Genomic DNA, 11,857 nt, shown 5'->3' with positions numbered 1-11,857 from the left:
AGATCGACTACCAGGGCGTCAGCGGCAACATCGACCTCGACGACAACGGCGACCCCACCACCGCAACCTTCGAGGTCTTCGAGTTCAGCGCCGACGGATACGGCATCCGCGAGTACGTCGAGTACTCCGGCGAAGAGGGCTGACCGCCGTCCCGGAGAAGCACACAGGGCGGGGACGCGAACCCTGTACCGGGTCCGTGTCCCCGCCCTGTGCCGTTCCGGCAGGGCCGGGCCTCACGCCTTGGCCAACGTGCCCAGGTACAGCTCGATGACGTTCGGGTCCTCCAACAGGTCCGCGCCCGAACCCGTGTAGGCGTTACGCCCCTGGTCCAGCACGTAACCGCGGTCGCAGATCTGCAGGCAACGGCGCGCGTTCTGCTCCACCATGATCACCGAGACACCCGTCTCGTTGACCTCCTTGACCCGCTGGAAGACCTCCTCCTGGAAGATCGGCGATAGACCCGCCGTCGGCTCGTCCAACAACAACACCGACGGCTCCATCATCAGGGCCCGGCCCATCGCCACCATCTGGCGTTCACCGCCCGACAACGACCCGGCCTTCGCACGCCGCCGGTCCGCCAACAACGGGAACAGCCCCGCCACGGTCTCGAAACGCTTCGCGAAACTCCGCGGCCGCAGGAAGGCCCCCATCTGGAGGTTCTCCTCGATCGTCAACGACGGGAACACGTTCTGCGACTGGGGCACGTACCCCACACCGCGCTCCACCAGACTGTGCGCCGCCAGACCGGCGATGCTCGAGGCCCGCAACGTCACGTCGCCCCCACGCACCGGGATCAGTCCGAAGATCGTCTTGATCAACGTCGACTTGCCCGCACCGTTCGGACCGATGATCGCCACGACCTCGCCCTCGGACAAGGTCAACGTGCACCCGTTCAGGATGTTCACGCCCGGTACGTAACCGGCCACCACGTCCTTGGCCAGCAGCAGGTGGTCCTCAGGGCCACCCACGGCCAACGCCTCGGCCCGCGCCTGCTCCAGGACCTCTTCACGCTGGCCCTGGACCGTGGACGCGTCCTCCGCCTCCGCAGGGATCTCCCCGGCCGGAAGCTCGCCGTTCTCGCCCTGGTCAGCCATCGTCGCCCTCCCGAACCTCTGCCTCGTCCTCCTGGGCGCCCAAGTAGGCGTCGATCACCCGCTTGTCGGACTTGATGTCGGAAGGACGGCCCTCCGCGATCACCTGTCCCTGCGCCAACACCACGATCCAGTCGCTGATGCCCATGATCACGTCCATGTCGTGCTCGACGAACAGGACCGTACGCCCTTCGTCCCGCAACGACGTGATGTGGCTCAGCAGCGACTGCACCAGAGCCGGGTTCACACCCGCCATCGGCTCGTCCAGCATGATCATGTCCGGCTCGGTCATCAGCGACCGTGCCATCTCCAGGAGCTTGCGCTGGCCGCCCGACAGCGAGCCCGCCATGTCGTCGCGCTTGTCCGCCAGCCGGAACCGCTCCAACAGAGCCATCGCGCGCTCGGTGTTGGCCGCTTCCTGCTTGGACCAACCGGGACGCCACAACGCACCGGCCATCCGCTCACCGAACTGGCGTTGCGCACCCAGCAACATGTTGTCCAGCACCGACATCCGCGTCAGTGCCTTGGTCAGCTGGAACGTCCGCACCATGCCCGAACGCGCCACCTGATGGCCCCGGCGGCCGTTGATCGCCCGCCCGCCGAAGGACCAGCGTCCCCGGTCCACACGGTCGAAACCCGTCAGCAGGTTGAACAGCGTGGACTTGCCCGCACCGTTCGGACCGATCAACGCCGTGATCGTCCCCCGCTGCACCTCCAGGTGCTCCACGTCCACGGCCGTCAGGCCACCGAACGAACGGCGCACCCCCTCGGCGGTCAGGATCGGATCGGGCTTGCCCACGCCCGGGGCCGGCTCCACCCCGGCCATACGGTCCTCTGTACCGGAGACGGTCGTCTCGTCACTTGACATTGATCAGCATCTCCTTGCGGTCGCCGATGAGGCCCTGCGGCCGGAACACGATCAGCAGCACCAGCATCAGACCCACGAAGGCCAACTGGATCGCACCGAAATCAGGGCCGGACAGGAACGGCAAGTAGCCCTCGCTCCCCAGACCGCGCAGAAGCCCGTCCGTGAAGTTCATCAGGAACCAGAACGCCACCGAACCGATGAACGGGCCCAGCACACGGCCCGCGCCACCCAACAGCAAGATCGCCCACAGGAAGAACGTCACCTGCGGTTTGAACTGGTCCGGGTTGATCGCCGCTTGGTGCACCGCCATCATGGCGCCGGCCAGCGCACCGATGGCACCGCCCAGCACCAACACCTGCATCTTGTACGCGAACACGTTCTTGCCGAGGCTGCGCGCCGCGTCCTCGTCCTCACGGATGCCCTTGATGACACGCCCCCAGGGGCTGTGCATCAACATCCACGTCAACAGCGCGAACAACCCCACCAGGCCCCAGGTCACCACCATGACCCACAGGTGGTTGCCGCTGAAGTTGAACGCCCCGAAGCCGTACCGTCCGGCCGAGTCGAAGGGGTTGATCGACCGGAAACCCGCGGACAGGTTCTGCAGCCCGTACACGCCGTTGGTCAACGGCCCGGCGAAGTCGGCCCGGTACACGTACCGCAACACCTCGGCCGTGGCGATCGTGCTGATCGCCAGATAATCCGAACGCAACCGCAGTGTCGGAATGCCCAACAGCAACGCCAGTACGACCGCGCACGCCAGGCTCACCACGAACCCGACCAGCACGGGCAGACCGAACACGCCCACGCTGATTCCGAGGCCGTAGGCGCCCACGAGCATGAAGCCGACCTGGCCGAAGTTCAGCAGCCCCGTGTAACCGAAGTGCAGGTTGAGCCCGACGGCCGCCAACGCATAGATCGCCGCCACCGGTCCCACCGCGGATCGGGCGGACTCGGCGAGGATCATCAGAATATCCATCGTCTACCTCTCCTAGCCGACCCGTTCACGCCGACCGAGCAGGCCCTGGGGCCTGAACAGCAGCATCAGAATCATCAACGCCAGAGCCCAGGCCTCCATCAGCTGGGTCGGGAACCACAGGGTGGACAGCATCGCCACCAGGCCGACGGCCAGACCACCGACCATCGCCCCGTAGGCCGTGCCCAGACCGCCGAGGATGACGGCGGCGAACATGAGCAGCAGCAGGCGGAAGCCCATCTCGTAGTCGACGACCTGGTTGAGGCCGAAGAGGACGCCGCCCAAGGAGGACAGGCCGCCGCCGAGGAACCAGACGTAGAGCGTCACACGGTCGACGTCGATACCGGACGACTCGGCCAGATCGCGGTTGTCGGAGACCGCGCGCATCGCCTTGCCGATGCGGGTGAACTGCAGCAGGCACCCCACCAGCACCAGGGCCACCGTTGCCACCCCGATGATCACCAGATCGCGCGGGGGCAGGGAGACCGGACCGATGTGTACCAGGTCCTGGACCTGGAAACCGGAGTACCGGGTGCGGTTGGCGCTGAAGAGCACCAGGATCACGTGCCGCAGGATCAGAGCCAGCCCGATCGAGACGATGAACATCTGGATCATGGCCACGTTCCGCCGCCGCAGCGGGCGCCACAGGTAACGCTCCATCGTTCCGCCCAGGACCGCGCCCATGACCACCGAGATCCCGGCCGCCGCCCACAACGGCACCTCCCAGGCGATGGAGTCGCCGGCCACGCCCATCGCCGTGGCCAGTGCGATACCGCCGAGGACGGCCGTCCACTGCACCACGATCAGCGGCGTCGGGCGGACCTTGCCCTCCAGGAGAGCGCCCAGGAGGATCGCAGTTCCCACACCGGCGAAGATCGCCAACAGCGAGTTGCCCATGCCGGCCGCGCCGGTGCTGAAGAGCAGGGCCATCATCGCGCCGAAGGTGACCATGTCGCCGTGGGCGAAGTTGATGAGCTTGGTGGTACCGAAGATGAGCGAGAGGCCGATCGCGGAGACGGCGATGACCAGTCCGAAGAGCAGGCCCGCAGCGGTCAGCTGGGCGAAACGGTCGCCGAAACCACCGGAGACGCCTTCGACCTCGATGCTCTCCTCGTCGGCCCCCTCACCCTCGTCGTCCTCCGTTGCCTCCTCCTCGGGCGAGGACGAGGGCTCCTCCTGCGATTGGTCCTCCCCCGCCTCTGTGAGGGCGATGATCAGGGTCGAGGAGTCTCCCGCTTCGACCTCCACGATGCCCTCGGTCACGAGCGGCGTCTCGCGCAGCTCGTACTCCTCGGGTACGGACCCCTGATCCACTTCGAGGTCGTAGGTGCCCGGTCCGGGCACCTCCACCTCCCAATTTCCATCAGAGTCGGTCTCGGCCGCCCCGACCTCGTCGTCACCGTCCGAGATCACGATCCGGATGCCTTCGACACCCTGTGATCGGTCGTCCGGTTGCCCGATCTGGCCGGAGAGCGATTCACCGCCCTGTTCGTCTGCCGTCGCCGCCGGCCCCGGGATCACCACGAGCGCGGTGATCAGGGCGAGCAGCACGGTCACGAGGCGTGTGCGCACGCACGCTCCTTGCGCATCTGGGGGAGAGCGTCCCGAATGGGGGCATCCGGGCGCCTTGGTCCTAGCTGTTCGGTGCGCAGAGTTTAGCCCGGTTCAGGCAGACCCTTCAGCTCCCCTTAAGCCGTGTGACCCAACCGTCACCCCATTGTGCGCAAATGAGATGGAATCACCGCCGACAGCGGCTCGGTCTTGAACACTTGTCTCGCCGCGTCCCGCTCGAGCATGGCGATCTGTACTTCCGTGAACGCCCAGAGCCACCGAATGTCACCTGTGAGACAGCCGGCGCGGGGCCGCGCCCCGCGCCCTCCCCCGGACATGACGAAGGGCCGCCCCGGCTACTCGGGAACGGCCCCACGAAGCTTCCTGCGGCGGTCTGTGTTCTGTGGTCAGGACTGACTGCCGCCGAGCGCCTCCACGACGGTCTCGGCGACCTTGCGCATGGTCAGCCTCTTGTCCATGGAGTTCTTCTGGATCCAACGGAAGGCCTCGGGCTCGCTCATGCCGTGGCGGCTCTGCAACAACCCTTTGGCCTGCTCCACCAGCTTGCGGGTCTCCAACCGCTCCTGGAGGCTGCCCACCTCCGCCTCCAGCGCCGACAGCTCGGCGTACCGGGAGGTGGCCATCTCGATGGCCGGCACCAGATCGGTCTTGTTGAACGGCTTGACCAGGTAGGCCATCGCCCCGGCGTCTCGGGCCCGCTCGACCAGCTCGCGCTGGGAGAAGGCCGTCAGGATCACCACGGGGGCGATACGTTCGCCCGCGATACTCTCGGCGGCCGAGAGGCCGTCGAGTACCGGCATCTTGATGTCGGTGATCACCAGGTCGGGGGCGAGCTCCCGGGCAAGCCGAATGGCGGCCTCGCCGTCACCGGCCTCGCCGACGACGGTGTAGCCGTCCTCTTCCAGCATCTCCTTGAGGTCCAGGCGGATCAGGGCCTCGTCTTCCGCGATCACCACACGGCTCTGCGTCCTCGTCACGCGTTCGAGGTTACCGAGATTCGCTAGTATGCTGGGCGTCGGCCCCGCCGAAGCACGGCAATCGTGACTACACTGTTGGTCGCGGACCGCCAGGAGGACCGCCGAAAAATTTCATAAAATCGTTTGACAAAATACCAAAGCCCTGATACCCCAATTTCGGCAGAGGGAGCGAGCTCAAACCTCGTTCAGTGTGGGTTCGAGTCCCACTCAGGGCACCAAAGGCCACCCGACGGGTGGCCTTTTTGCTGGTCATGGCGCCTGTCGCCGGAAAACGTCCGAAACGTGAGCAAACATGCACCGCATGTATGCACCACATGTCAGGCGCCATGCCGCCTCCCTCCTCGATGCCGGCCTGTCCCAGACAGATGTGAGCCGGCAGACGGGGATCAGCCGCTCCACGCTCCTCGTCTGGGCCCAGAACCGTGCCCTCGTGGACAAGTACGAGGGCACCGACCTGTGCCCCCGTTGCGAACCGGTTCCCAAACCTCCTGCCCCGCTGACACGTACAGCTACCTGCTCGGGCTCTACCTCGGAGATGGCTGCATCAGCCAGGTCGGCGACCCGTAAAAGAAGGTGTGGCGACTCCGCATCGCATGCGACGACAAGTGGCCGGGCCTCATCGAGGAGTGCGCGGATGCCATCGCCGCGATCCGCCCGGACCACAAAGTGGGTCGGGCCCAGGCGCTGGGCTGCACCATGGTCCACGGCAGTTGGAAACATTGGCCCTGTGTGTTCCCCCAGCACGCGCCCGGGAAGAAGCACGAACGCCGTATCGTGCTCGAGTCCTGGCAGCAGGAGATCGTGGACGAACATCCCCGACGCTTCGTCCGGGGGCTGATGCACTCAGATGGGTCGAGGGGCCTCAACCGGATAAGAAGGAGGGACGGACAGGGGTTCTACGAATATCCTCGCTACCTCTTCGCGAACACCTCACGGGACATCGTCGGCTTGATGACGACAACACTCGACCAGCTCGAGAACCCGTGGAAGTCTCACGCCAAACGCCAACCGGATGTTCTGTCGCAGAGCGCCATCTCGATCTCCCGCAAGGCCGCCGTCGCCCGCATGGACACCTTCGTGGGCCCCGAGTACTGACCCCGCTCCCCCGCTCATGCGGGGTCCGCGCGCCTGTGGGTCGCCCCGCCTCCCGCCCACACACGAAGGGGAAGGCCGAAACCTTCACAATTACCGGCCCGCTTCAACCCCGTTCAGGCCTTTTGTCACTTTGTGGCAGCCCCGAACGGGCATCAGCGGTTACATCACGGCCACAACCTGAGCACAACCCGTGAGTTCGGTCGCGAGGCAGAGCAGACGTCACCGATCCTTGAGTGCGTAACGGACACAGAGCACGTGAGAGGAGCGACGGGTGCTGACCGTGGTCGCCGGGATCGTGGGCGCACTGGTGATTGGCGCCTGGGTCGTGGTCGCCTGGGGTTCGCGCCGCCGCCAGCCCTGGCTGTGGACCCCCGTCGCCTTCCTGGTCGTGCTCATGGTGGCCCTCGGCCTTCCCGGGTGGGCCTTCCTGCCCACGGCGGTACTGGCGGCCGGCTCGTTCGCCGAGCTGGTCATCGGTACCCGCGAGTCCCCCGCGGTCCGCGCGAAGGAGCCCGATGCGCCGTTGAGCACAGAGCGCTGGGCCGCCGCCGTGGCCGCGCCGTTCCGGGTGGCTCTGGCCGAGCCCTGGGACGTGGTCGCCCGCTCGTCGCTGCGCCGCAGGTACCGGCGTGTGCTCGAGGAACAGTGGGGTGTGACGGACCTGGAGTCGTTGCGCGCGACGGTGGAGAGGCTGCACGAGGAGCTGCACCAGGGGCCGAGTCTGGATCTGGTGGTGGACCTGCGCGCGGGAACCGCGAAATCGCGTCTTCCGCGCGAGCGGGGCGGTGGTGACACGGGCACGCACGTGGTGCTCGGTGAGGAGCAGGTACGGCGTCTGCGTTCGGTGACGCGGGCGGGTGAGGAACGGGAGACCGTCATCATCGGTGCGTACCAGTGGTGGAAATCGGCGCACGTGATCCGGTTGGTGTGCGGGGGCGCGAGCCTGGACTGGTTGTCGCCCGCGGAGACTCAGGCGATGTTGCGCCGTGTGGCGACGGATCTGCAGCGACGGTATTCGTCGTGGTCGCAGTTGGCGGCGGCGTTCCATGCGGGGTACCTGCTGTGGCCGAGCAAGGGGATGCTCGGTGAGTACTCGGGGCAGGACCGGATCTGGACGGCGTTGGGGTTGCTGTCCGAGGACCCGTCGAGCCCGTGGAACTTGTTGCCGTGGGACATGCCGTTGGAGCGGGTGTTGCCGGACCAGGGGGCCAAGGGTGCCTCGGCCGGTGACGAGGTGCGGGCCTCGGAGTGAGCGTTCGGCTCCGGGCGGTTCCCGGTGCCGCATCCGGTCCCGGCCGGGCGGGCGCGTGTGCGCCGTGCCCGGGCCGGTCCCGATGCGACACGTCCCTCCGCGGTTTTGCGCGGTCGGGGTTCTCGGTTACGGGTTCAGGGTGACGGCGTCCCCGAGGCGGTGGACGCGCAGGGAGTTGGTGGAGCCGACGGTTCCCGGGGGACTCCCGGCGACGATGACGATCTTGTCGCCGCGGTTGTAGTCGCTGAGCTGCAGGAGCTCGTGTTCGACCTGGCGGACCATGTCGTCGCTGTTGTCGACCCAGGGCACGCGGTTGGTGTCCACGCCCCAGGTGAGGGCGAGGCGGCCACGGGTCAGCGGTTCGGTGGTGAAGGCCATGAGCGGGATGGGTGACCGGTAGCGGGCGAGGCGCCGGGCGGTCTCCCCGGACATGGTGAAGGCGACGAGGGCGCGTGCGCCGATGGTCGCGCCGATCTCGGCGGCGGCGCGGGCGATGGCGCCGCCGGTGGTCTCCGGGACGCGGTTGAGGATGTGGGAGGCCCGGAGGGACTCCTGTTCGGCGGCTCCGACGATGCGGGCCATGGTCTCGACGGTCTCGACGGGGTACTGGCCGATGCTGGTCTCTCCGGAGAGCATGACGGCGTCGGCGCCGTCGATGACGGCGTTGGCCACGTCGGAGGCTTCGGCGCGGGTGGGTCGGGGCGCCGAGATCATGGATTCGAGCATCTGCGTGGCGACGATGACGGGTTTGGCCTTGTCGCGGCAGCGCTCGATGGCGCGTTTCTGCACCATGGGGACGTTCTCGAGCGGGAGTTCGACGCCGAGGTCGCCGCGGGCGACCATGACGCCGTCGAAGACCTCGATGATGTCGTGGAGGCGTTCGACGGCTTGGGGCTTCTCGATCTTGGCGATGAGGGGGACGGTGACGCCCTCGTCGTCCATGATGCGGTGGCATTCTTCGGCGTCGGCGGGGCTGCGCACGAAGGACAGTGCGACGATGTCGACGCCTTGGCGCAGGGCCCAGCGGAGGTCGTCCTCGTCCTTGTCGGTGAGGGCGGGGACGCTGACGGCGACTCCGGGGAGGTTGAGTCCCTTGTGGTTGGAGACGGGGCCGCCGACGACGACGCGTGTGTGGACCTCGGTGCTGGTGGTCTTGGTGCACTCGAGGACGACACGGCCGTCGTCGATGAGGACGCGGTCGCCGGGGCGGACGTCTCCGGGGAGTCCCTTGTACGTGGTGGATACGCGGTTGCTGTCGCCGGGGACGTCTTCGGTGGTGATGGTGAACTCGTCGTCCTCGTCGAGTTCGATGGGGCCGTCGGCGAAGGTGCCCACGCGGATCTTGGGACCTTGGAGATCGGCGAGGACGCCGATGGGGCGTTGCTCTTCCTCGGCTGCCTGCCGGAGGTTGGTGATGCTGGCGTGGTGGTCGTCGTGGGTTCCGTGGCTGAGGTTGATGCGGGCGACGTCCAGTCCGGCGTGGACGAGCTGCCGGAGGGTCTCCGGGCTCGAGGTTGCGGGACCGAGGGTCGCGACAATTTTTGCTCGACGTGTCACACGTAACACTCTAGAGCTTTCAGGTGGCGCAGTGGTCTAAACCAGGTTGCGTGGGGACGTCTCCCCGTCTGCGGGAAGGCGAATTCCGGGTGTGCACGAGAACACACATGGGATGTTTTCCCACGTACGCGGGGCTTCTCGCGCCTGGTCGGTTCTGTAGTGTGCGTGCCCTGAGCGCCCGGGAGGTACACGAAGTGTTGGAGTTCTCACGCGAGCAGGTGATCTCGGCGGTGGCGTCCGAGGTTGGTGTGTTGGGTGCGGTATTGGACCGACTGGAGGAGCAGGAGGTGTGGGCGCCGACGCGGTGCGAGCCGTGGGACGTGGCTGCTCTGGCCGTACACACGGTGGGTGCGGTGGTGCGGGTTGCCGATGCTTTGAAGGAGCGTGTGCCTGAGGGTGGGGGCGGTGTGGTCTCGGCAGTGGGCTATTACTCCCCGGACGTACGTTTTTCCGTCGAGGTCGATGCCGCTCGGGTCGGCAGTGCTCTGCTGGTGGCTCGTCGGCGTTCGGACGCGGGGGAACCTGCCCGGGTGCTGACGGAGCATTGGGGCCGGTTGGAACCGTGCCTGTGGGCGGAGCCGGGTGATCGTGTCGTCGTGACGCGGCACGGTGATCGGATGCTGCTCACGGATTTCTTGGTGACAAGGGTTCTTGAGCTGACTGTGCACGGTCTGGACCTGGCCGATGCGTTGGGGCGGGATCCGTGGGCGAGTTCTGAGGCGCTGGGGGTGGCGACGCGGTTGTTGTTCTGCTCCGCTGACCCTGTGGCGTTGGAGCATGTGCTGCCCGGGCTGTGGGAGGACCGTAGGACGGCTCTGTCAGCGGTTCGAGCTGTGACGGGCCGGGTCCGGGAGCCCGATGACGCGGGCTTGGCGGAGGAGTTGCGGGAGGCCGGTGTGCGCTTTCTGGCGTTGGGCGGGTGATCAGTCGGCGGGGGCTTCGCGACGGGGCCGGGGCAGGTCGACCTGGACGCGGCCGTAGTCGCGCAGGATGCGTAGGCGTTGGATGGTGCGCATGCCTTCGCGTTCGATGGTGGCGGCGGTGTCCCAGTGGTCCCAGCAGGCGTCCCAGCCGCCGTCGGGGCGTTGTTGTTCTTCGAAGGCCTGGAGATTGCGTTCGATCTCGTCGTCGGTGAAGAGCGGTCGGGCGATGTGGTCGGGGTGGGCGGCCAGGTCCAGTGGTGTGTGGACGTGGCCGGTGGCACGCGGGTGGACGTCGATGACGGCGCGGATCTTGCTGGAGAGGCGGGCGAAGGTCTCCATGGCGCGTTGCCGGTCGGGGACGTGCTGCAGGAAGGTGCAGACGGCGATGGCTTGGTGGGGGTCGGTCCACCTGAGGCCGTCGATGTGTTTCCAGCAGTAGGCGGTGGCGGTGTCGCGCCAGGGGTGGGTCACGTGGTGTTTGTGGAGGAGCCCGGTGATCATGGCGGTGGTGTCGAGGCGGCTGCTGAAGTCGTCGGTGTGTTGGTACCAGGGCGCGGCTTCGGTGTGTCGGACGCCGGGCAGGACGGCGGGCAGCCCGCCGTCGGTGTTGCTCACGGAGTTGAGGAAGCGGCAGATCCCTGCGGTGAGGGGCTGGGAGAGGGGGCCGAGCTCGTCGAGCAGGCGTAGGGCGAGTTCGACGGCCACGGGCTGGCTGGCATGGCCGCGTAGGTCCGGGTCGAGGCCGTTGCCGTAGCCGCCGTCGATGTTGCGGTAGGCGGCCAGTGCGGCACGGACGTTCTCGGCGGGGCCCGCCTGGAAGAGGAAGTCGAATCGGTGCCGGTCGAGCAGCCGCGCGTTGCGCATGGTGAAGTGCTCCGCGGCGCGGAAGGAGTCCCAGCTCACAACGGTCATGTTTCGACGGTACGCGCGGGCTCGGCGAGCGGTGAACGGCTCGCGCGGAATCCATGCGCGGTTTTTACGCGTGTGGTGTGGTGCCGTCGGTGTCGTGGTTTCGGGGTGTGGGTCCGCGGCGTCGCCGCCACAGGATGATGAGCAAGCCGATCCAGGAGACGGCGACGCTCACTCCCACGAGGAATTGTGCGGTGAGAGCGTGTTCCTGGGGATAAATGATGCCGGTGAGGTAGTGGTCGATGAACCCCGTATCACCCATGCCGCTTTGGCCTGCGTTGACCCGCCCCCAGTTCTCGACGTAGGTGAGGGGGCATTCCCATCCGACGATGTTGATGGCGAGAGCGTATGCGGCAACGGGTACGTGGAACCAGAAAGTACGGGGCCACCGCCATGCCAGGAAACCGCCCAGGGTCACGTAGATGAGGAAGGCGAAGTGAAGGAGCATCGCCGTTTCGCCGATCACCTGGTAGAACATCGTCCGGTTTCCTCGGTGGGGCGGGTGTTCGCGGTGTTTTTCGTTTTCCAGTGTCCCAGCCGGTTACCGATCGGGCCAAGGATCGGCGCGTCGGACCGTGCCCGGGTCCGCCCTGTCCCTGTGGGCGGGCGGGTCGCCGGGGCTGTGGGGGAGTGTACG

General features: G+C 67.0%; 11 protein-coding genes, 1 tRNA gene and 1 pseudogene. 5 read left to right on the top strand and 8 right to left on the bottom strand.

What is annotated here, in order from left to right; translation table 11 throughout:
• Positions 1 to 143 (top strand): annotated as a pseudogene (locus D456_RS27430) (ABC transporter substrate-binding protein); the annotation flags it as partial.
• 90 nt (positions 144 to 233) lie between these two features.
• On the opposite strand, the gene D456_RS0107305 reads toward D456_RS27430, so the two are convergent.
• The 5 genes from D456_RS0107305 to D456_RS0107285 form a co-directional block, all read right to left on the bottom strand.
• Positions 234 to 1,094 (bottom strand): ABC transporter ATP-binding protein, encoded by an 861-nt coding sequence (locus tag D456_RS0107305; RefSeq protein ID WP_017575515.1) that lies wholly within the window; start codon positions 1,092 to 1,094, stop codon positions 234 to 236.
• Positions 1,087 to 1,959, bottom strand: coding sequence for an ABC transporter ATP-binding protein (locus D456_RS0107300; RefSeq protein ID WP_017575514.1), 873 nt, complete (start codon positions 1,957 to 1,959; stop codon positions 1,087 to 1,089). Before D456_RS0107300 ends, D456_RS0107305 begins: the two co-directional genes overlap by 8 nt.
• On the bottom strand, positions 1,949 to 2,938 hold the full coding sequence (locus D456_RS0107295; RefSeq protein WP_026115651.1) for a branched-chain amino acid ABC transporter permease: 990 nt from the start codon (positions 2,936 to 2,938) through the stop codon (positions 1,949 to 1,951). Before D456_RS0107295 ends, D456_RS0107300 begins: the two co-directional genes overlap by 11 nt.
• 12 nt (positions 2,939 to 2,950) lie before the next feature.
• Positions 2,951 to 4,507 (bottom strand): branched-chain amino acid ABC transporter permease, encoded by a 1,557-nt coding sequence (locus D456_RS0107290; protein WP_017575512.1) that lies wholly within the window; start codon positions 4,505 to 4,507, stop codon positions 2,951 to 2,953.
• 386 nt (positions 4,508 to 4,893) lie between these two features.
• Positions 4,894 to 5,463, bottom strand: coding sequence for an ANTAR domain-containing response regulator (locus D456_RS0107285; protein WP_017575511.1), 570 nt, complete (start codon positions 5,461 to 5,463; stop codon positions 4,894 to 4,896).
• A 160-nt stretch (positions 5,464 to 5,623) separates the two neighbouring features.
• Between D456_RS0107285 and D456_RS0107280 the strand changes: the two genes are divergently transcribed.
• From D456_RS0107280 to D456_RS0107270, 3 genes are all read left to right on the top strand, one after another.
• Positions 5,624 to 5,702: transfer RNA gene (locus D456_RS0107280), tRNA-Leu, on the top strand.
• Positions 5,703 to 6,057: 355 nt separating this feature from the next.
• Positions 6,058 to 6,579 carry a hypothetical protein gene (locus tag D456_RS23785; protein ID WP_017575510.1) on the top strand — a complete coding sequence of 174 codons (522 nt, stop codon included), beginning with the start codon at positions 6,058 to 6,060 and terminating at the stop codon, positions 6,577 to 6,579.
• Positions 6,580 to 6,850: 271 nt separating this feature from the next.
• Positions 6,851 to 7,831 (top strand): DUF1266 domain-containing protein, encoded by a 981-nt coding sequence (locus D456_RS0107270; RefSeq protein ID WP_017575509.1) that lies wholly within the window; start codon positions 6,851 to 6,853, stop codon positions 7,829 to 7,831.
• Positions 7,832 to 7,957: 126 nt separating this feature from the next.
• On the opposite strand, the gene pyk is transcribed toward D456_RS0107270, so the two are convergent.
• Positions 7,958 to 9,388: a pyruvate kinase gene (pyk, locus tag D456_RS0107265; protein WP_017575508.1), complete on the bottom strand. Its 1,431-nt coding sequence runs from the start codon at positions 9,386 to 9,388 to the stop codon at positions 7,958 to 7,960.
• A 194-nt stretch (positions 9,389 to 9,582) separates the two neighbouring features.
• On the opposite strand from pyk, the gene D456_RS0107260 reads away from it, so the two are divergent.
• On the top strand, positions 9,583 to 10,311 hold the full coding sequence (locus D456_RS0107260) for a maleylpyruvate isomerase N-terminal domain-containing protein (protein ID WP_017575507.1): 729 nt from the start codon (positions 9,583 to 9,585) through the stop codon (positions 10,309 to 10,311).
• Here the strand turns inward: D456_RS0107260 and D456_RS0107255 are convergent, their stop codons facing one another.
• A complete protein-coding gene (locus D456_RS0107255; protein ID WP_017575506.1) occupies positions 10,312 to 11,214 on the bottom strand; it encodes a hypothetical protein in 903 nt (300 codons plus the stop codon). It lies immediately after the preceding gene.
• Positions 11,215 to 11,287: 73 nt separating this feature from the next.
• Positions 11,288 to 11,698: a DUF2784 domain-containing protein gene (locus D456_RS0107250; RefSeq protein ID WP_017575505.1), complete on the bottom strand. Its 411-nt coding sequence runs from the start codon at positions 11,696 to 11,698 to the stop codon at positions 11,288 to 11,290.
• Positions 11,699 to 11,857 lie beyond the last annotated feature (159 nt).

Origin of the sequence: Nocardiopsis kunsanensis DSM 44524 (genome assembly GCF_000340965.1) — a bacterium.
Classification (GTDB): domain Bacteria; phylum Actinomycetota; class Actinomycetes; order Streptosporangiales; family Streptosporangiaceae; genus Nocardiopsis; species Nocardiopsis kunsanensis.
This window is presented reverse-complemented; position numbering and strand designations above follow the sequence as displayed.

Excerpts from the sequence above, each read along its gene's own strand:
- D456_RS0107295 (WP_026115651.1), bottom strand. The coding sequence starts at position 2,938 with ATGGATATTCTGATGATCCTCGCCGAGTCCGCCCGATCCGCGGTGGGA.
- D456_RS0107250 (WP_017575505.1), bottom strand. The coding sequence starts at position 11,698 with ATGTTCTACCAGGTGATCGGCGAAACGGCGATGCTCCTTCACTTCGCC.
- D456_RS0107305 (WP_017575515.1), bottom strand. The coding sequence starts at position 1,094 with ATGGCTGACCAGGGCGAGAACGGCGAGCTTCCGGCCGGGGAGATCCCT.
- D456_RS0107300 (WP_017575514.1), bottom strand. The coding sequence starts at position 1,959 with ATGTCAAGTGACGAGACGACCGTCTCCGGTACAGAGGACCGTATGGCC.